19 protein-coding genes, 1 riboswitch and 1 other annotated feature are annotated in these 19220 nt (G+C 42.6%); of the genes, 10 read left to right on the top strand and 9 right to left on the bottom strand.

Features of this window, described 5'->3' with window-relative positions; genetic code table 11:
* Positions 1–87 precede the first annotated feature (87 nt).
* Both glpK and ACWNM1_RS11235 read left to right on the top strand, forming a co-directional pair.
* The gene (gene glpK / locus ACWNM1_RS11240) at positions 88–1581 is read left to right on the top strand and encodes a glycerol kinase GlpK (RefSeq protein WP_449600993.1); all 1494 of its coding nucleotides are present in this window, start codon (positions 88–90) and stop codon (positions 1579–1581) included.
* Positions 1582–1595: 14 nt separating this feature from the next.
* On the top strand, positions 1596–1811 hold the full coding sequence (locus tag ACWNM1_RS11235; protein WP_449600992.1) for a DNA-binding protein: 216 nt from the start codon (positions 1596–1598) through the stop codon (positions 1809–1811).
* Between the two features lie 70 nt (positions 1812–1881).
* On the opposite strand, the gene ACWNM1_RS11230 is transcribed toward ACWNM1_RS11235, so the two are convergent.
* The 6 genes from ACWNM1_RS11230 to ACWNM1_RS11205 form a co-directional block, all read right to left on the bottom strand.
* Positions 1882–2874 carry a 3-oxoacyl-[acyl-carrier-protein] synthase III C-terminal domain-containing protein gene (locus tag ACWNM1_RS11230; RefSeq protein WP_449600991.1) on the bottom strand — a complete coding sequence of 331 codons (993 nt, stop codon included), beginning with the start codon at positions 2872–2874 and terminating at the stop codon, positions 1882–1884.
* Positions 2875–2924: 50 nt separating this feature from the next.
* Positions 2925–3275 (bottom strand): hypothetical protein, encoded by a 351-nt coding sequence (locus ACWNM1_RS11225; protein ID WP_042190245.1) that lies wholly within the window; start codon positions 3273–3275, stop codon positions 2925–2927.
* A gap of 39 nt (positions 3276–3314) precedes the next feature.
* Positions 3315–3683 (bottom strand): carboxymuconolactone decarboxylase family protein, encoded by a 369-nt coding sequence (locus tag ACWNM1_RS11220; protein WP_042129622.1) that lies wholly within the window; start codon positions 3681–3683, stop codon positions 3315–3317.
* A gap of 10 nt (positions 3684–3693) precedes the next feature.
* Complete coding sequence (locus ACWNM1_RS11215; protein ID WP_449600990.1) at positions 3694–5337, bottom strand: thiamine pyrophosphate-binding protein; 1644 nt, start codon at positions 5335–5337, stop codon at positions 3694–3696.
* A gap of 118 nt (positions 5338–5455) precedes the next feature.
* A riboswitch (cyclic di-GMP riboswitch) is annotated at positions 5456–5550 on the bottom strand.
* 190 nt (positions 5551–5740) lie between these two features.
* Complete coding sequence (locus ACWNM1_RS11210) at positions 5741–6991, bottom strand: methyl-accepting chemotaxis protein (RefSeq protein WP_042190241.1); 1251 nt, start codon at positions 6989–6991, stop codon at positions 5741–5743.
* 122 nt (positions 6992–7113) lie between these two features.
* A complete protein-coding gene (locus ACWNM1_RS11205; protein ID WP_449600989.1) occupies positions 7114–8070 on the bottom strand; it encodes a helix-turn-helix transcriptional regulator in 957 nt (318 codons plus the stop codon).
* 173 nt (positions 8071–8243) lie between these two features.
* On the opposite strand from ACWNM1_RS11205, the gene ACWNM1_RS11200 reads away from it, so the two are divergent.
* Complete coding sequence (locus tag ACWNM1_RS11200; protein WP_449600988.1) at positions 8244–9077, top strand: SDR family NAD(P)-dependent oxidoreductase; 834 nt, start codon at positions 8244–8246, stop codon at positions 9075–9077.
* A gap of 72 nt (positions 9078–9149) precedes the next feature.
* Here the strand turns inward: ACWNM1_RS11200 and serA are convergent, their stop codons facing one another.
* Positions 9150–10742, bottom strand: coding sequence for a phosphoglycerate dehydrogenase (gene serA / locus ACWNM1_RS11195; protein ID WP_449600987.1), 1593 nt, complete (start codon positions 10740–10742; stop codon positions 9150–9152).
* Positions 10743–10988: 246 nt separating this feature from the next.
* Positions 10989–11219: a binding site (T-box leader), on the bottom strand.
* A gap of 110 nt (positions 11220–11329) precedes the next feature.
* Complete coding sequence (locus ACWNM1_RS11190) at positions 11330–12241, bottom strand: hypothetical protein (RefSeq protein WP_449600986.1); 912 nt, start codon at positions 12239–12241, stop codon at positions 11330–11332.
* 115 nt (positions 12242–12356) lie between these two features.
* Here ACWNM1_RS11190 and ACWNM1_RS11185 point away from each other — a divergent pair, with 115 nt between their 5' ends.
* From ACWNM1_RS11185 to ACWNM1_RS11175, 3 genes are read left to right on the top strand one after another with little or no spacing between them, the layout of a single operon-like run.
* A complete protein-coding gene (locus ACWNM1_RS11185; protein WP_449600985.1) occupies positions 12357–12950 on the top strand; it encodes a CPBP family glutamic-type intramembrane protease in 594 nt (197 codons plus the stop codon).
* Positions 12947–13315, top strand: coding sequence for a hypothetical protein (locus ACWNM1_RS11180; RefSeq protein ID WP_449600984.1), 369 nt, complete (start codon positions 12947–12949; stop codon positions 13313–13315). Before ACWNM1_RS11185 ends, ACWNM1_RS11180 begins: the two co-directional genes overlap by 4 nt.
* The gene (locus ACWNM1_RS11175; protein ID WP_149646809.1) at positions 13309–14154 is read left to right on the top strand and encodes a metallophosphoesterase; all 846 of its coding nucleotides are present in this window, start codon (positions 13309–13311) and stop codon (positions 14152–14154) included. Before ACWNM1_RS11180 ends, ACWNM1_RS11175 begins: the two co-directional genes overlap by 7 nt.
* A 97-nt stretch (positions 14155–14251) precedes the next feature.
* Here the strand turns inward: ACWNM1_RS11175 and ACWNM1_RS11170 are convergent, their stop codons facing one another.
* The gene (locus tag ACWNM1_RS11170) at positions 14252–15160 is read right to left on the bottom strand and encodes a polysaccharide deacetylase family protein (protein WP_449600983.1); all 909 of its coding nucleotides are present in this window, start codon (positions 15158–15160) and stop codon (positions 14252–14254) included.
* Positions 15161–15245: 85 nt separating this feature from the next.
* On the opposite strand from ACWNM1_RS11170, the gene ACWNM1_RS11165 reads away from it, so the two are divergent.
* The 4 genes from ACWNM1_RS11165 to ypeB all read left to right on the top strand — a co-directional run bounded on the left by ACWNM1_RS11165 (position 15246) and on the right by ypeB (position 19181).
* Entirely contained in the window at positions 15246–15641 is a 396-nt protein-coding gene (locus tag ACWNM1_RS11165) for a hypothetical protein (RefSeq protein ID WP_449600982.1), read from the top strand.
* 263 nt (positions 15642–15904) lie between these two features.
* Entirely contained in the window at positions 15905–16519 is a 615-nt protein-coding gene (locus ACWNM1_RS11160; protein WP_042190227.1) for a genetic competence negative regulator, read from the top strand.
* A gap of 247 nt (positions 16520–16766) precedes the next feature.
* Entirely contained in the window at positions 16767–17462 is a 696-nt protein-coding gene (prsW, locus tag ACWNM1_RS11155; RefSeq protein ID WP_042129603.1) for a glutamic-type intramembrane protease PrsW, read from the top strand.
* A 360-nt stretch (positions 17463–17822) separates the two neighbouring features.
* Positions 17823–19181 carry a germination protein YpeB gene (gene ypeB / locus ACWNM1_RS11150; protein WP_449600981.1) on the top strand — a complete coding sequence of 453 codons (1359 nt, stop codon included), beginning with the start codon at positions 17823–17825 and terminating at the stop codon, positions 19179–19181.
* Positions 19182–19220 lie beyond the last annotated feature (39 nt).

Raw genomic sequence — 19220 nt, 5'->3', positions numbered from 1 at the left:
CAGCAGAGGTGCTTTTTGTTGAAACAAACACATTAATCTTGTTCAACGTGGAACATATCTCATTGTTTATGCTTGGGAGGCCATCAAATGATTTTATCTTTAGACCAAGGGACTACCAGTTCACGAGCCATAGTATTCGATGAGGACGCTAGAATCGTCTCACAAGGGCAATATGAGGTTGAACAATCTTTCCCATACCCTGGCTGGGTGGAGCATGACCCAGAGCAAATCTGGGCGTCACAGCTTGCAGCAGCAAGAGATGCGATTACTCAGGGCGGGATAATGCCTCAAGAAATATATTCCATTGGAATTACAAATCAGAGGGAAACGGCCCTGATCTGGGATAGAGCAACAGGTAAGCCGATTTATCCTGCGATTGTGTGGCAGGACAGACGTACTGCAGAGCTGTGTGAAGAGATCAAGAGTAAGGGGTTAGAGGGACTCATTGCTAGCAAGACGGGACTCGTTGTGGATGCTTATTTTTCTGCAACAAAATTCTCCTGGATTCTTGATCATGTAGACGGCGCACGAGTGCGGGCGAATAATGGCGAGCTACTAGCTGGGACTGTAGACAGCTGGCTAATCTGGAAGCTTACTGGCGGGGCTGTACATGCTACTGATGTAACTAATGCATCGCGTACGATGCTATATAATCTACATGAGCGATGCTGGGACGAAGAGCTAATGGAGGAGCTTCGTATACCACGCTCCATCCTGCCAGAAGTGAGGATGTCCGGTAGTGAATTTGGAGCAGCAGACGCGCAGTGGTTCGGGACAGAAATACCTATTCATTCTGTATTGGGGGATCAACAAGCTGCTTTGTTTGGACATACTTGTCTTGAACCCGGCAGTGCCAAAAACACATATGGAACTGGATGCTTTATTCTGATGAATACAGGTACAGAAGCTGTAGTCTCCAGTCATGGGTTGTTGACCACTGTAGCTTGGGGAATGGGGGATGAACTCTATTATGCACTCGAGGGCAGTGTGTTTGTAGCCGGAGCGGCTGTACAATGGCTTCAGGAGGGGTTAGGACTCATAACGGAGCCCGCAGGCTCGGAAGACAAAGCGCGGGAAGTAGAGGACAGTGAAGGGGTTGTCGTCGTACCTGCTTTTACTGGACTAGGTGCCCCTTATTGGGATATGTATGCACGTGGAGCAGTCTTCGGTTTAACTAGAGGAACCACCTCGGGGCATTTGGTAAGAGCAACGTTAGAGTCATTAGCATTTCAGTCTAGAGATGTAATTGGGGCGATGGAAAAAGATGCAGGCATGCCATTGACCGGACTTCGTGTAGATGGTGGAGCGGTTCGTAATGATTTGCTGATGCAGTTTCAGTCTGATATCCTCGGTAGTGAAGTTACTCGAACTACATATGCGGAGACGACTGCGCTGGGAGCGGCACTTTTGGCTGGATTAACCTCAGGAGTCTGGACAAGAGAACAGTTAGAAAGCTTTAACAAAGCTGAGAGGGTCTTTTCACCTGTAATGGGTATAGAAGAGCGTGAACGACGTTACAACGCCTGGAAAGACGCTGTAGCGCGTACCATGGGCTGGGAAAAACATGAAAGATATCAGTGATCAGGGAGATGCATATGTCTATGTTTAATGGAACAGAATCTGATCTACCGAGTGGACTATCTAAGCCTGCACTTCGAGCACTTCATGGTGCTGGGTATACACAGATTCACCACATCAGTAAGCTCACTGAGTCAGAGCTTCTGCAGCTCCATGGGATGGGACCAAAAGGGATTGATGTACTACGGCGTGCGCTCACTGAAAAGGGGTTATCCTTTGCCATCCAGTCCTAAAGAACAGATCAACCTAAAAAGCGGCAAGCTAAGGATAATCCTTGGCCTGCCGCTTTTTAGGTTGTAACGCTTAATATTCAATAACAAATGCAACGTTTTGCCATCCAGCGCCCACTGTCCAGAACAGAACTTTATCTCCGCGTTCGATCTTTCCGGTAGTAATAGCTTTGTGTAGAGCGATAAACGGGCTACTGGTTGAGGTGTACCCGAATTCATCACCTATGTAAACCGCAACCTCACGATCAATACCCACTTTTTCACAAACATCAACGATATTAGGCAGTGAAAGCTGTGAGAAACAGGCCGCTTTAATAGATTCAGGCGCTATGTTGTTATCAGATAGAAGCGTGCGAATCGATTCAGAAGCAGCATCTACGCAAATGGAATCATCAAATGGAATGAATTTCACATTGAATTCTCCAGCCGCGACGCCTTTTCTACCCAGATTAGCCAAGCCTTCGGCCGGGAACATGGAGTTGCCGTAAACGCATGTGTTTGTTTGATAGACAGAATCAATGAAGCCTACCGCATTATCATCGCGCACAAGAAGGACTGCCGCAGCTGCATCACCGAAGTTAGCATAATAGACAGGATCATTCTTATCTGCATGAGGTGCTACATAATCGGATCCGATGACCAAAGCGCGTTTAATTCTAGGATTGGCTTGCATTTGACGGCTCACCTGTTCTACGGAAGCAGTCATACCTGCACAGTTAGCGTTGCTATCTATACAAATTGTATGGGATGCGCCGTTAATTAAACGGTGAATCATTAAAGAGTTAGTAGGAAAGATATATTCAGGAGTTTGACTTGCATAGGCAATAAGATCGATATCAGCGCCAGTGAGACCATTTTTATCCAACACATTACTGGCAGCCTCAAAAGCCATCGTAAGAGAATTTTCTTCCTCATTCTTAATGCTATAGCGCGTATCACGACCTAAAGTGGTCAGTAGACCTCGGATATCAATACCCTTTTCGTCAAAATGCTTAATAAAAAAGTCGTTACCAACTTTATTACTAGGATGATAGATATCAATGTCTTGAATACGAATTCCGGTCATATGAATGAATCCTCCTGAAAAACTCTATAGTTTTTTAGTTATAAGAATAATTAAGCTGTAACGGTGGAAATGATCTCGATGTTATCTAGTCCTGCTTTACGACCCAGACGAGCAAGCTGCATTTTAAGAATTGGGTTATTTTCAAGGGTTAGATTTACTTTTACAAATCCATCATTCTTAAACATTACGAAGCAACCTTCCAAAAGAGGCACAACATCAGGTGCGGTTACGTTTAGCTTTCTGCAGTCGATTTGTAATTCATAGTCTGCTGGAGTGATAGGATTAATAGTTTGTTGATAAGCTTGGATAGATTTCAGACCATCTTCTTCAGAAAATGTTCCTTCCAGCTCAATATTGATCACTTTTTTAGTAGTGTCTGTCTTTAAAATAAACTGTCCCACGTTAACATCTCTCCCGATATTTTAATTTACTGAAAATAGTTACTTTATCTCTTCAATCGTTTCGAGAAGAATATTAAAAGCGGTGATGATTCTAGGTGCCCCTATAGCGGGTACTAAGTGTAATAGAATACCTTTGAGTTGTTCTACAGTAACTCCCACACGAAGAGCCATGACATAATGAACACCCAATTGATCAAACTGACCCATCGAAATCAGGGCAGAAATAACTGCGATTTCCTTCCAGTCAGCTTCGATTGTGTTGCGTTGAAAAATATCGCCGTATGCATTCCCCATAATAAATTCAGCTAAATCGGGGAAATGTTCTTTAATCGGAGCCAGTGCTTTAGCTCCGTAGTCTCCTGAGAGATTCGTGAAGTGGTTAAGACCACTGTTTACATTGTCTTTCATAAGTGACCTCCTAATTTAGGTTCAAAGTACGGTGAGCAGTCGGAGGGACCTCATCACGGTCTGTTAACAGTTCAATGACGGCAACACGGTTGATGGCAACAGCGTCCTTGATAGCTGTTTCGAACTCCTCCGCTGTCTCACATTTGTAACCCGTAGCACCTAGTGATTCTGCGAATTTCACAGCGTCCATAGGGACTTCGTAGATAGTTCCGTCAATACGTCCTGTAGTTTTTTCCATACCTTTTAGAGCCATATCTAGCTGTTTATTATTCACAACAATGAATATGACAGGAATATCCTTGCAGACAGCAGCGTTAATCTCTGCGCCTAGCATCATAAAGCAGCCATCTCCTGTAATGCAGAAGATCGTTTCTTCTGGAGCAGCAACCTTTGCACCAATCGCCATCCCAATGGAATTACCCATGCAAGCAAAGTAAGCATCGAAAACAAAACTGCCCGGTTTTTTAACCTTGTACCATTTCGCAGCATGGAAACCGTGACTACCATCATCAACAAAGACTGTGCTGTTATAAGGAATCAAATCACTCATCGTACTCAAGACCGATGCAAGTGAAAGGTTTGGTAAAATCGGAGGCTCTTCGGTATAATCAGAATTTGTCGGTGCTTCGCGTTTTGTGATGTTGTTCGTGTCAATATTATTGAGATAGTAAACTAGATTGTCGCGTAGATCTCCAGTCACTGGAATCGTTTTAGAGAACAATATTTTTCCGACAAAAGTCGGATCGCTATCAAACTGAATTAATGTTGCAGGATGATTTTCCCTTTTAAGATTACAAATAGTCATATCACTTAAACGTGAGCCAAGAACGATAAATAGATCACTTTGATTCAGCAAGTCATCCCCATGGGTACAACCGCCTACTCCAATTGGACCATGATAGAGTGGATGATCCCAAGCTATAGCCCCTTTACCACCTGGAGATGTAACTACAGGAATATTAAATGTTTCCGCTAATTGAATTAGCTCACTATGTGCTCCAGAGCGGTTAACGCCTTTACCCGCGATAATTATTGGATTCTTAGAGTTATTTATAGCATCAAGTACTCGGTCGATATTAGCATGGCTAACCAGTGATTCGCGTTCAGGGATTACAATATTACATTCCTCTAGCAATTCCGTTTGTACATCAAAGGGAATACAAAGGTGAACTGGACCACGATTACCGCTCAAGGCAATGGATATGGCATGATTAAAGATTGTGTTAAAGTGATCTCCACGTTCAATAAGCTTGCTATATAAGGTGGCAGGTCTAAACATATCAGCTAAATCAGCTAGAAAAGAGGTAGAGTCCTGACATTGGGGAATTCCAAGCTCTTTAATAGATTGATGGCCAGTAATAAATAGGACAGGTAGGTTGTTAGCCTTAGCATGTGCTGCTGCAGTTAATAGGTTTGTTCCACCAGGACCTGAAGTACCAAAAGCTACACCTAGTTTTCCAGTTTTAAGCGCATACCCGGCTGCTTCGAAGCCGGAACTGGACTCATGTCTCCCAGGAATAAATTCAATACCGTAATCTACCATTTTAAGAACAATAGGACAAATGGATTTCCCGATAATACCAAAGGAATGGGTAACACCTAGGTTCCGTAGTGCTTCCGACATGTAATCTGCGACTGTCTTCAAAAAATACACCTCACAAGTTGATTGTTATTTTAAAATCAAACATTAGAAAACCTGTGCTCTGAATTAGGGCACAGGTTGGTGGCATAAATCGCCATAGAGACTGAACAATTGTTCAGTCGTCTTGGTTTTCTGCAACCTGGCAGTCATGGCCTCTGATATAAATGAGGCTGTAGATCCATGGTTTTGCGTCATCCTCTTTCGAAGATTTTGCCAATATTAATTTTAAAATTTATAAGAAGAATTTTCCTTTACAATATATTCCTAGAGAACCTTTGTCAATATATTTTCGCAAATTAACTCGAATTTTGACGAAAGTCTTGTCCAACCTATGAAATAATAGATATAAAAAAACTCCCCCTAAGTCAAAACTTAGAAGGAGTTTTTGGACTTGTTTATATGATTTGCAAATGACTTAAAACTTGAAAATATGGATAGTCTTCTGTAGATTAAATACAGCCTGTGTCATTTTCTCCGTTTCTTCAGCGACGGACTGCAGGGCATTAATTTGTTCATTCATAGCGGCGGATACTTCCTCGGTGCCGGCAGCGGTTTGCTGTGTGATTGCAGAGATATTCTCTATTGCACTTGAGATTTTCAAGGCACTTTCTAACATCAGATCACTTTCAGCAGAGAAGGAAGAGATTTGCTCGGTAATATACTGCACACTTTGCACAATTTGAGCAAAGATATGAGCAGATTGAGTGATCATCTCATTCTGTACCTGTACGACTTCTTCGTTGATAGCGATATTGTCAATCGCTTGTTTGATATCAGTTTCGATGCTCCGAACTAAGCCAAAGACTTCCTTCGTTGAAGCTGTTGATTCCTCGGCAAGTTTACGAACCTCCTGTGCGACTACAGCAAAACCTCGACCATGCTCTCCTGCACGTGCAGCTTCGATGGAGGCATTCAGCGATAAGAGGTTGGTCTGCTCAGCGATCTCTGTGATGGTTTTTGTAATCATCGTAATTCCGCGAGCATTATGAGACAGGGCTTCGATAGTATCAGCTACTTTTTGAGTAGCCTGGATGTTTTTGCGCATGCCTTCAGCTTGAGTATCAACGGACTGCCGTCCTTGTTCAACTAGTTCTAATGTATGTATTGAACGTCTGTTCATTTCTTTCGTTGAATTCGTATAATTGGATACTTTATTCTCAATATCTTTAATGGATTCTGTCATTTCAGCGATATCCGTAGATATTTCATTTGCACCAAGAGCTAGCTCGTTAGACGAAGAGGCTACCTGTGCCATGACAATTTTCAAATTCTGATTCTTATCTTCGATTCCACGGCTTGCATCCATAACTTGACGAGTGATTTGTGATGCTTCTGTCAAAATCTTTTTGAGCTTGTCAATCATAGTATTAAAGGAACGACTTACGTCCCCCATAGACCCGTTCTCGTCGGCTCTACTAGTAAAATCCCCTTTTGAAATACTATGAGATACATTCGCGATGTCATCAAAAGAAGATGTAAGCGTTCTCTCGATAAAGCGGGCCACGGGGAAAGTTAGAGCAGCAAGAACTACGATCAGAACAATACCCAAAATAATGTTGCCTAAGATCATAAAAGTAACTAAAACAGGAATGGCAAATAGTGCGGCAACGAGGTAACATCCGGCAACAATTCTTTGTTTTAACGGAAGTTTATGCATCCAGTTCATTGGTATAATGTCCTCCTTATTAATATTATGTATTGGTGTTATTATATGGGATTTAAGGGTGATTGGTCTATAGTAAGAACTGACATAAATCTTCTTTTCGGAGTAGTTCTTTAGATTTCGTGTCAAAAATCCTCATAAATAGCTGAAATTTTTGCGATAGCAGACTTTACCATCTCTAAAAGTTCTTGCGGTGAAAGTACAATAACCGAGGGACTAAAAGAAAGGATTATCCGGCAGGCCGACTCGATCGTATTAAATTCGGCATCTACGTTCACCCACTCTGCATTGCTAGTTGGCTCTATCAATTGGACAGAGACGAATCGTTCTCGCTGTAATTCTTTTAAGACAGATGTTCTAACCCTTAGCTTTACTTGATACTTTGGCAGTGCTGCTTTAAAGGCCGTGGTGGACTCTTCCCAGTACTGTTTTAAATCAAAGGCATCAGGTCTTTTAAACCACTCATGAGTCTCCTCAACGTTAACTAATCTGGACACACGAAAGGTTCGTAGTTCATCTTTGCTTTTGGCTACGACATACCATACTCCGCGTTTTGCAACTAACCCAAGTGGTTCAATGAAACGGACTGTTGTCTCGTTGCTCCGGAGATAAGTGATTTTTACTTTGCGGTCCTCCCAAAGTGCTCTCTGCAGTACAGAAAGGAACGGATAAGTCTCATCCGAAGGATGCCAACTGGCGCCATCAATATGAATACGCTCGCTTAGGTAATTTGCTGGATTACTAAGTCGATGTGAGGATGCAGCCTCTAGTTTGAGAAGAGCGGAAGAGTAGTCGTCTTGTATCCCCAGATCCTTCATTATAGATGCGTCAGCGGACAGAAGCAGTGAACCAATCTCTTGTGGCTTCATACCCGTTAGGGAGGTTCGGTACCCTTCAGTAAGCATCCAGCCTCCTTCACGACCACGTTCAGCTAAAATGGGTATTCCTGAAGCACTTAATGCTTCCATATCACGAAACACAGTTCGTTCTGATACCTCGAGTGTTTGGGCCAATTCTCTAGAAGTCATTTTTCCACGATTTTGCAACAGAAGTAATATTGATAACAAACGGTCGGCTCTCATTAGGCTATTGTACCTCCTCGAATTATTGCTTAGACGATCACCTTTAATCATTTCTAAATCATGATTATATTATATATGTCAGTTGATGTCATATATACGGGCTATACTTATAAAACGTAAGGAATGTTCACAGAATATTGAAATCCGAATTCATGTGGAAAGGGTTGAGGGCTATGACATTGAAAGGGAAAGTCGCATTGGTTACCGGGAGCAGCAGAGGTGCTGGGAGGGGGATCGCTTTAGAGTTAGCAAGAAGAGGCGCTTTTGTCTATATTACAGGGAGGACCACAGAAGTATCCGTCACAGAACATATTAAGGGAAGCATAGATAGCGTACTTAGAGAAATAAAAGAGAGTGGAGGTTCTGGTGCGGTAATACGATGTGACCATACGAAGGATCAAGAAACAGAAGCAGTGATCCGTCAGATCGCTGAAGAGCAGGGGCGGCTCGATATCTTAGTTAACAACGTATGGGGAGGCAATGATTTAGCTATCGAGCAGAAGCCTTTTTGGGAGCTGCCTACAGCTCATTGGGACAATATGTTTAATGCCGGTGTGAGAGCACAGATGATCACGAATTATTACGCAATTCCCTTCATGCGTAAAGGAAACACTGGCGGTCTAATTATCCATACAACCTTCTGGGATCATTATAAATATTTAGGCAACTTTTATTATGATCTTTCAAAAAATACACTTTTACGTATGGCTTTCGGTCTGTCGAAGGAGTTAAAAGATGACGGTATTGCGGTTATTCCACTTTCACCCGGATGGATGAGAACAGAAGCGGTTCTAGAAGCCATGAATACAGATGAGGATCATTGGCAAGAAGTCGAGGAGCTGAAAATGAGTGAATCGACGACATATGTTGGTCGAGCTGTGACTGCACTAGCCGCTGATCCAGAGGTTATGTCTATGTCCGGTGAGCCGCAGCAGGTTGGAAAGCTTGCTGAAAAGTATGGTTTTACTGATATTGATGGAAGGATAATTCCTTCGTTCATAATATAGGAAGAAAAAGATTCATTAAATAAAAGAAAGGCCACTCCAGTGCATTCTGGAATGGCCTTTCTATATTATAGATTAAAGAAGGATTATTTCTTCAGCAGTGTTAATTTCTGGTAAACCGGCAAGTTTCACAAGGACTTGCTTAGGAACGGCTTTGTCAACGGTCAGCAACATGATTGCAGCGCCCCCAACAATTTTACGTCCCACTTGCATGGAAGCGATGTTTACATCGTTCTCACCAAGCAATGTACCCACGAGTCCGATAATTCCTACTTTGTCGTTATGGGATACAAAGATTTGATGACCTTCTGGAGCAATATCAACGGGGAACTTATTCACTTGAACAATCCGTTCTCCGTAACCTTGCAGCAGGGTGCCGGCAACAAGATACTCTTGGTCACGATCAGCTTTTAGAGTAACAGTAATCAAATTGGTAAAGCCTTTAGTTTTAGAAGCTTTAGTTATTACTACGTTCACGTCGCGTGTTTTCGCTAAATGCATGGAGTTTACGATATTAACGTCCTCTGCAAAATGGCGGGAGAGCACACCTTTTACAATATAGCGGGTTAGTGGTTGGGTATCTACATCCGAAAGATCACCAGCGTATTCAACATGGATTTCACGGATAGCAGCAGCTGCAATTTGGGTAACAAAGCTGCCCAGTTTTTCCCCAAGTGTGAAGTAAGGTTGAAGCTTATTCATTACACTTGGAGCCACTGGAGGAATGTTGACCGCGTTAATGAACGGTTCATTGCGCAGAATATGCAACACTTGCTCCGAAACATCGATCGCCACATTTTCTTGAGCTTCAATCGTAGAAGCGCCAAGGTGAGGAGTCACGATGATTTTTGGATGAGACAGGAAAGGATGATCTGCTTGCGGCGGCTCTTTCTCAAATACGTCGAACGCAGCGCCAGCAACAATACCGCTATCTATAGCTTCTACTAATGCCATTTCATCAATTACACCACCACGTGCACAGTTGATGATACGCATTCCCTTTTTCATCACCTCGAATTGCGGGCGGGAAATCATATGGCGTGTTTCCGGCGTAAGTGGAGTGTGCACAGTAATGAAGTCTGCTCCGCGAACAACCTCGTCTACAGAAGCCAATTTAACTTCCATCTTTTCAGCACGTTCAGCTGTTAGGAAAGGATCAAAAGCAAGAATTTCCATACCGAAAGCTTTGGCGCGTTTAGCCACTTCGCTACCGATTCTACCCATTCCGAGTACACCTAAAGTTTTGCCGCGAAGCTCTACACCTACGAATGTTTTTCTATCCCAGGTTCCACCAATTGTTTTTGCATAAGCTTGTGGAATATGACGGGCCAGAGCCATCATCATTGCGAAAGCATGCTCACAAGTTGTAATTGTATTTCCATCAGGAGCATTGATTACAACAATACCACGCTTTGTTGCAGCATCCAGTTTGATATTATCTACACCAACACCTGCACGACCAATTACTTTTAGATTTTTACCTGCTTCAATGATTTTGTCTGTTACAGTAGTTTGACTGCGGACAAGGAGACCATCGTATTCACCGATAATTGCAATGAGTTCGTCTTCGCTGAGTCCTGTTTTTTTGTCAACTACTACATCTTCTGCGTCCATCAATTGCTGAATGCCCAAATCACTGATTGGATCCGATACTAATACTTTAAACATGGTTTCTTATCCCCCTTAAAGTTGAAAAGCTTTATATGTCGAGGACGCCTTTTTTGGGCAATCCACAATACCTGAAGATTCACAAACTAGTAGAGAAAAACATGTGATAATAGTAGATCAACGCGGTGTCGCATAAAAGAAGTTGCGTGCAGAAGTGCCGCGGAATCGGTAACTTTGGGCAAAAGGATAGTATAGATTAGGTAATTAGAAATTAAAAAAACTCCCGACCCCCATACTACTGCCGTAGTAAGGGACGAGAGTTATCTTCGTGGTACCACCCTAATTCACTGCAACTTGGAAGAAGCAGCCTCATTGGCCTGCAAAGGCCACACTGGTAACGGAGTTGATCCGATTGCACCTACTTTAAGGTTCGATACAATATCTCAGGAGCGCTAAAGACATCTGTTCGTCACCGGTTTGCACCAACCACCGGCTCTCTGAAGACTTCCAGAATCTTTGTTCCATCATCGTTTTTGATTGATTAATTTTTTCATAATGTAACACGGTAATGTAGATGTGTCAATAGGCTTTGAAAGTAGGCTTTCTTGAAGTGCACCTCTTTTTTCGTTATGATTCAATAACTGGTTCTATTCATAAAAAAACGGGAGTTGTGGAATCGTCTCCTTGCTATAGTACTGCTCCCGCCACTTCATAAAATCCTCTACCTGTATAGCACCTGTGGAAATAAGCAGGGTTACTGAGGACTGAACATCCGTAAGATTCAATGAACTGGCTGTACCAGAATGTATTAAATCATCTATTTTTGCGGTAATGTCCTGAGGATCGTAGGCTGCAAAAATTCCGCGATTTAACATCATATCAGCAATGGATGCGTTCTTTTGAAGAAGAGGCATTTTTTTCCACTGTATAAAGGACATGGTCTTTAGCTCACCAGCATCAGAAGGGATTTTCTGGTTTGTCTTAGAGCCCCACTTTAGCATAGAATCATAAAAGTTCTTTTGTGCGAGCAATCCGAATTTAACCGCACCGGCAGTATAAGGATCATTTTTCAGCAATTTTGCAGTCTCTGCCCCAGATGCACTTGCACTTATTTCACCAGAAGCTTTTGAGAATAAAGTTAAGCTTTTGAGTATGTTTAGCTGTGATTGATGTAATAAGGGAGAGTCGGAAAAGATAGAGTCCTGGTTAACTCTTTCATATTGTTTATCTGCTAGAAGGCTAAGATTCTTCATAGCTGCTGCATTTACACGGGCATCTGTACTGCGTGCCAACTTGTCCACTTGTGTGTTCCAATTCTGCTTGAATTCCCGATAAGGCAAAAATACGTTATGATAGAAAGTAACAAGATCCTTCTGTTGGTAAGAGCCCGTGAATTCTTCTAATCCATATCCATTACTGCTCTTTTGTTGCTCATATTTAGCTTCCGTTTTGTCTGCGCCAACCTTGACGCCTGTGAAAAATGCGGCGAAGGCGCAAATAAGGAAAAACAAAAAAAATAGAGTGTACAACATTTGTGTACGGGAGTTACGTTGGCTCATAATAAGTGCTCCTTTTTCTGGGGGAATTATCCTATGTATTATGTATTGATAGCAACATTATGGACGGTTTCTCTTTCGGAGCTGCCCCAAAAAATTAAAGAACAGGCAGGTCACGATGAAAAAATTCAAATTTGGTGAGATTAAGATAAAAAAAGTAGAGCCAGGTCAGTTAACAGACCGTCTTCTGCTCCTCAATCTCTACATTACTCAGGGGCTTACATTAATTATCGGTTTGATATGGATATTATTTCAGAAAAGAAATCCTTTTCAGCTATTAATTTTTCCAGAAAACGTACATTTTGTGGCATGGGGTCTTGGACTTGCTGCTGTAATGCTGGTAGTTGATTATTTATTGACTCATATTGTACCTGAAGAAAGTATGGATGACGGGGGAATAAACGACCTTTTATTTCGAAATCGGCCCGTATGGCACATTATTGTAATTGCAGCTATGGTATCGATCTGTGAAGAGCTTCTGTTCAGAGGAGCCATTCAGTATTCCATTGGTCCTTATTGGACGAGTATTTTGTTTGCTCTTATTCATGTTCGCTATTTGCGCCACTTTGTACCTACCGGATGGGTATTCTTAAGCAGCTATGGTCTTGGATATATATACATTCAATCAGGAAGCCTATGGGCACCTATACTATGTCATTTCTTCATCGACCTTTTCTCTGGTCTGGTGATCCGCTACAGGAGGGAATCATGAGTGAGGAATTGAGCCGGTTGAAGTCTCGTCAGAAAAAGCGCAGTGGCGAAGGCAAAACTTCCGGCAAAAGTAAAAAAACGAATCCGCGATTGGAGGGCTCTCCTAGAAAGAGCAATCATTCCCGGACAACAACGGCAACTTTATCAAGGAAAGCGCGCCGTCCGGCAGCTTCTGCGAAGGGATCTAACGCTGGAAACAAAGAGCAGGAAGAATCTGTTCCATCACGTTCGAATACGTATTCATCAGAACGTATTCGGCTTAGTAAAATGTTTGTTAACTCTCTGATTTTCATTTTTGTAATATTGCTGGTAGCGCTCCTCTGGTGGGGAATCGAAGGGGCGCCGCCTTTGAGTACTTTATGGTGATTTTTTGGATTTGGGGATTGGTTGTGGTTGTGCTTTTGATTGCGCTAATCATTGCAGTGATTATGGTGAGTAACGCCTTTAGAAACAGAATTATTACCGAGGAAATAATTTTAAAGTCGCTCCCAGATGAGTTTGATGGATTTCGTCTCTTATTTATAACTGATATCCATCGCCGCCGCCTTCCAACAGCACTGCTGACTCCGTTAAAGGGAAAGGTGGGTGCTGTTTTATTAGGCGGTGATCTAACGGAAAAAAACAGTCCTCTGGATCGTCTGACTGATAATATGACTTTAGTGACTTCTATTGCTCCTACCTATGTAGTACATGGAAATCATGATTATCGAGCTGATATTTCACTAATTGATCAGATTATCCGGGGCAGTGGTGCAAAGCTGTTAATGGATGAGAATGTGCGTATTGAACGTGAGGGAGCTTCTCTTTGGTTAACGGGAGTGGATTTTCCGAAAAAGGGTGGTAACACTTCTTATCGTCCATTACCTGGATTAACGTCACGTGCTTCTTCAATAAATAACACTTGTCGTATCATTCTTGTTCACGATCCGCTCTGGTTGTCCAAACGTCAAAGTGTGCCAGCGGATCTGATACTAGCAGGCCACACGCATGGAGGGCAGGTCATTCTTCCTTTTTTGGGTCAAAGGCATGTGGAAAATTTCTATCATAAATATGATGCAGGAATGTTTCAATGGCCCAGAAGAGATGGGACAGGAAGGGATGCGAAGCTGCTGATTAGCAGAGGGTTTGGAACCTCTCACTTGCCGATCCGCTGGGGAAGTCCTGCTGAGATGCACGTGCTAACGCTCCGTAAAGAGAAACATTAGAAAGCTGTCTTTGTACCGCTTGAACGGGTGGACAAAAAAACAGGTAATCTCCTTTCCATCAAGGGGATTACCTGTTTTTATTTATTCTAATTAGGAATTAGCGCATCTTAAGCTCAATACTGCGAGGATCTACAAAGCTATAGCCCTTGCCTTCAAGAGTAGTAAGCAGTTTATCCAACGCTTCAACTGTCCATGGTAGCTCATGCATCAGAATATTACTGCCGGAATGCAATTGATCCGTTACATTTTTGATTAACTTATCTGTTTTTCCGGTTTCTTTCTCTTTCATTTCCCAGTCCAGTGATCCATTGGACCAGGTCATATACAACATCCCATTCTCAGCGGAAATCTTCTTCCCTACATCTCCGCCAGCACCATGTGGGGGACGGAAAAACTGAGGGGCTTCACCAATAATCTCCTTGACCGCATTTTGAACGTCTTCGATTTGCTTTTTGACCTCAGTGTAAGACTTGTCCTTCAACACAATATGATCCCAGCTATGGTTGCCGATAATTCCTCCGCGGTTATGAATTAACTCTAGAAGCTCGGGATGCGCTTTAACGCGGTATCCATTCACGAAGAAGATCGCTTTGGCCTGATGTTTGTCCAGAACATCCATTAACGGATTAATCATTTCCGCATCTTTGGGACCGTCATCAAAAGTGAGCAACACGACTTTTTTATTTGTAGTTTCCTCATTTGGGACGATGTCGTAATTTTTGTTCATATGGTACAGCAGTGGAATTTCAGCGGAGGCTTCATCCTTACTAACTGTATTATTATTACCTGTAGTTCCTCCATCTGCTAACGCTTCAGGGGTAGGGCTGGCTGTAACTTCAGGGGAAGGCGCTGTAGTTTCTGCGCTCTGTGTAGCTGCCGCCGTAGGCGTATTGTTTGTGGTGTTTGTATCCTCGGCTGTCTTTCCATTCGCACCGCTGTTGCCACAGGCTGTCAGCAGTAAGGTAGCCAGTAGGAGCACTGATGTCATTTTACCCACTTTTTTCAACTCGCTTTCTTCTTATTAGGTTGCATGAGCGGCAACCTTTCCGCGAACACTAAACATGATTTTACCATACAAGGAGGCTGGAAATATGAATACTTCGTCATTTTTATGTGGGGTGCTGATGGGCGTCGCAGCCAGTATGATTATGTCCAAAAAGCGGAATTCTCTAATGTCTTCGCTGGGGCAATCGGGCGGTTCCATGAGTGGAGCAGCAGATAAAGCAAAAGAAAAAATAATTGGTATGGCTACGACAGGGTTTGGAAACACTGCTGCTTCTAGCAGCAATGCAAGCAGTAATACAAGCAGCAATGCTCAAAGTAATGGTTCGAACAGCGGAACCTCTGAGCATAAAACGGAATCACCGGTAAAATCAAAAGAATCCAATCTCAAATTACTGAAGGATTTCATTCGCAACAATCCTGAAGTGAAGAGCGAAGTGGAGCAAATTCTTAAAGAAACGCATACTGCCATACCGGGATTGTAACCGTAAAGGACTCCTTCAGAATCATTTTGAGGATGAAATATTCCGCAGAATGATTCTTTTTTATATTCATGGGTTTGAAAATGGTTTATGAATTAGAATAAGCTCTTCAGTAGTGGCAATGCTTTAAGAGGATTTTATATATTTATTTTCGTGCATTTATCTCTGCAAAATGATAACATACATACATAGTAACCATTTTTGGCTCATTACTCGGGACTCATCATACATTATAATAAATGAGCTTGCAAAAGGAGGATCCTGTCATGAGAATAGAGCGATTAAGTCAAGATAAGATACGGATTTTCCTCACTTTTGACGACCTGAGCGAGCGGGGCATCCAGAAGGAAGACATGTGGCAGGAAGTTCCCAAGGTTCATGACCTGTTTACGGAGATGATGGACCAAGCATATAGTGAACTAGGTTTTGATGCTACCGGTCCGCTTGCCGTAGAAGTTTTCGCATTGCCCGCCCAAGGCATGGTCGTTATAGTGACCCGAGGAAAATATGATCACCATCAGTACGGTGCGTCCGGAGAAGAAGAATTGCCAGAAGAGATTTACGAAATGGAAGTTACTCTTGAACAAAGCGACTCCATTGTATATGCATTCCGCGATTTCGAGGTTCTTGTTGAAGCGGCCCATGTGCTCATTGGTAATATTACTTCCCAGGGGAAACTGTATTCTTATAACAATAAATGGTATCTGTACTTCGATCCTAAGGAATTTGAAGAAACAGCGTTGTCAGGTCTTGTTGGCGTACTAGCTGAGTTTGGAGATTCCTCACCGGTTACTGAAGCTGTCCTCGATGAATACGGGAAGACAGTAATGCCGGAGAATGCAGTCCAGTTATTGTGCACTCATTTTAAGCGTCAGGATTAAATAGCATGATAGGGCTGATAAGCATCAATTTAAAATATAAGAAAGTATAAGTTTCACACTTTACTCTATCCTTATATTTCTCGCATAAACGCTTACCGTCCTTATAAGGACGCCAAAGGCGTTTATGCTTGGCTGATTATCCCTATTCTTGTTCTTGATGGTATGGCGGTCATTCTTGAATTAAAGCTGTTATCTGCCTTGCTGTAATCAGCAGAATAAGGCGCTAGGGATATAGGGAGGTTATTCGGTGCTCGTGTTATCGGTTATTTCGTCGGCAGTAGCGCCGGGACTTGCTCTGCTGACCTTTTTTTATTTGAAAGATAAGTATGATCAAGAACCGCTTCATATCGTTATTAAGGTGTTCCTGCTAGGCCTTCTGATTGTATTCCCTGTTATGATCATTCAGAGAGGACTAATGCTGGGGCTGAATGGCGGTCCTTATGTGGAGTCGTTTCTCATATCCGCTGGCGTGGAAGAATGTCTAAAATGGTTTGTGCTTTACCATATGATTTACAATCACACCGAATTTGACGAGCCATATGATGGGATACTATACGCCGTAGCGATTTCGCTCGGCTTCGCAACAATAGAAAATATAATGTACGCTTGGTATAGCAATGCATCAATCGGTTCCATGTTCCTGAGAGCACTGCTTCCGGTTTCTGGACACGCTATGTTTGGTGTAATCATGGGCTATCATTTAGGGAGAGCCAAGTTCTCAAAAGGAGCTAAAACAAAAGGGATTCTGTTAATCTCTATCTTGCTGCCATGGTTGTGGCATGGGATTTATGACTTTATTTTGAGTACGACAGCTAACTACTGGATATGGTTTATTGTTCCTCTGATGGCTATTCTATGGTACGGAGGGATGGGGAAAGTGGATAGGGCAAATAGCCGGTCCCCTTTCCGCTTTCTGAAACGAGAAGAAGAGGTTAACCTATAATCGAGATGGACACACTTATATTCAAAGGATTGTTCCTTAGCGGGAGATTCCAGAGAGGAGAGAGGTGTCTTTTTTTGCGTATAAAAGTCCGTATACTTTGCAAACAATGCGGTGAGACCTACATATTAAGAGGGATAAAAGAGCAGGGTGTGATTCAAACCGGCTTTAAGCAATGCCTTTGCAGTAATAGCAGTGGCTTTGAAATTGAAGAGAGAGCATAAGAGCTATGCTATGCAAATTTGGAGTGGAATCCCTCTATTCAAACACTTTAGTCATATTGTGTTACAGAAGGGTGCATAAGACTCCTAGTTTATTGTCAAACTAACGCCAATAAGCTATCGAAAGGAGTCTTGTAGCCCTATGTACAAAAGATTAAGTGCTGTAATGTTCCCGCTGACTGCGCTGCTGTTAATTGGAGCGCTCGTGTGGGGTTATCAGGAGAATCAGGAGAAGAATGCGATCCTAATTAAGGCGGAGAACCAATATCAGCGTGCCTTTCATGATTTGTCTTACCATGTGGAGCGTCTTCATGGAGAGCTGGGAAACACACTAGCTGTTAACTCCGCTTCTAACGGGATGCACCGCAAAGGACTTGTTAATGTGTGGCGGATGACCAGTGAGGCGCAAAATGAAATTAATCAGTTGCCACTCACATTACTGCCATTTAGCAAAACCGAGGAGTTTCTGTCCAAAATCTCAAACTTTTCTTATAAAGCTGGGATTCGTGATTTCGCTAAGAAGCCTTTGACAGATGGTGAATTGAGCAATTTAAAAGCATTGTATAAGAGCTCTGGAGAAATCTCAAAAGATTTGCAAGATGTTCAGAATAAAGTGATCGGTAGCCGTTTGCGCTGGATGGATGTTGAAACCGCATTGGCTACAGAGAATAAGGCAGAAGGTAATTCGATTATTGACGGCTTTAAGTCGGTGGACAAACGTGTCGAAGGTTACCCTGACTTGGATTGGGGTCCTTCAGTTGCAAGCATTTACGATAAACGCTCTGTAAAAATGCTCGGAGGTACCCCTGTTTCAGTTGAAGATATCAAACGTAAAGCCATTAAGTTTGCTAATGCAGGCTCGAATGCTAAGGTAGACGTTAAAGAAAACGGCAAAAATACGAAGTGGCCTTCTTATACGGCTACAGTCAGCGGTTCGAATAATAAGCAGATAATCAGTATGGATTTCACCAAAAATGGTGGTTTACTGATCTCTTATTACGATAACCGCGAGATAGGACCTGCTAAGGTGACCCTAGAAGAAGCAGTTACCAAGGCGGAGCAGTTTCTTAAGAAAAAAGGATATCCTCATATGACTGCGGTTAATGCTGACCGTTATGATAATATCGGGAATTTAACCTTTGTAACGAGCCAAAATGATGTCTTGATTTATCCTGAGAAAATGACGATCCGTATTGGACTTGATACTGGGACAGCGGTTGGATTTGAGGCTAGCGAATATGTCAATGAGCATAAGGACAATCGTGAAATTCCAAAGCCAAAGCTGACTCTGGCGGAAGCGAAGAAATTTCTGAATTCGGATTTCAATGAGAATTACCATCGCATGGCGTGGATTAAAAATGATGACTCCGTAGAAGTCTTGACTTACGAATTTGGCGGAGAGGTAAATGGTACTCAGTATCGTATTTATCTTAATGCGGACGACGGCATCGAAGAGTCCGTGGAAGAAATCAGGCCTTCTTCAGGGGTAGAACAAAAGTGAAAAAACAGGGCGTATCCATTATTTGGATACGCCCTTCTT

It is taken from the genome of Paenibacillus sp. Marseille-Q9583 (assembly GCF_976954365.1).
The sequence above is the reverse complement of the archived record's forward strand: the minus strand, read 5'-3'. Positions and strand labels throughout refer to the sequence as shown.

Bases quoted from the DNA above. Each gene is read 5' to 3' on its own strand.
- glpK (WP_449600993.1), top strand. From the start codon at position 88: ATGATTTTATCTTTAGACCAAGGGACTACCAGTTCACGAGCCATAGTA.
- ACWNM1_RS11210 (WP_042190241.1), bottom strand. From the start codon at position 6,991: ATGAACTGGATGCATAAACTTCCGTTAAAACAAAGAATTGTTGCCGGA.
- ypeB (WP_449600981.1), top strand. From the start codon at position 17,823: ATGTACAAAAGATTAAGTGCTGTAATGTTCCCGCTGACTGCGCTGCTG.
- ACWNM1_RS11200 (WP_449600988.1), top strand. From the start codon at position 8,244: ATGACATTGAAAGGGAAAGTCGCATTGGTTACCGGGAGCAGCAGAGGT.
- ACWNM1_RS11205 (WP_449600989.1), bottom strand. From the start codon at position 8,070: ATGAGAGCCGACCGTTTGTTATCAATATTACTTCTGTTGCAAAATCGT.
- ACWNM1_RS11185 (WP_449600985.1), top strand. From the start codon at position 12,357: ATGAAAAAATTCAAATTTGGTGAGATTAAGATAAAAAAAGTAGAGCCA.
- ACWNM1_RS11190 (WP_449600986.1), bottom strand. From the start codon at position 12,241: ATGAGCCAACGTAACTCCCGTACACAAATGTTGTACACTCTATTTTTT.
- ACWNM1_RS11220 (WP_042129622.1), bottom strand. From the start codon at position 3,683: ATGAAAGACAATGTAAACAGTGGTCTTAACCACTTCACGAATCTCTCA.
- ACWNM1_RS11165 (WP_449600982.1), top strand. From the start codon at position 15,246: ATGAATACTTCGTCATTTTTATGTGGGGTGCTGATGGGCGTCGCAGCC.
- ACWNM1_RS11235 (WP_449600992.1), top strand. From the start codon at position 1,596: ATGTCTATGTTTAATGGAACAGAATCTGATCTACCGAGTGGACTATCT.
- ACWNM1_RS11175 (WP_149646809.1), top strand. From the start codon at position 13,309: ATGGTGATTTTTTGGATTTGGGGATTGGTTGTGGTTGTGCTTTTGATT.
- ACWNM1_RS11160 (WP_042190227.1), top strand. From the start codon at position 15,905: ATGAGAATAGAGCGATTAAGTCAAGATAAGATACGGATTTTCCTCACT.
- serA (WP_449600987.1), bottom strand. From the start codon at position 10,742: ATGTTTAAAGTATTAGTATCGGATCCAATCAGTGATTTGGGCATTCAG.
- ACWNM1_RS11180 (WP_449600984.1), top strand. From the start codon at position 12,947: ATGAGTGAGGAATTGAGCCGGTTGAAGTCTCGTCAGAAAAAGCGCAGT.
- ACWNM1_RS11230 (WP_449600991.1), bottom strand. From the start codon at position 2,874: ATGACCGGAATTCGTATTCAAGACATTGATATCTATCATCCTAGTAAT.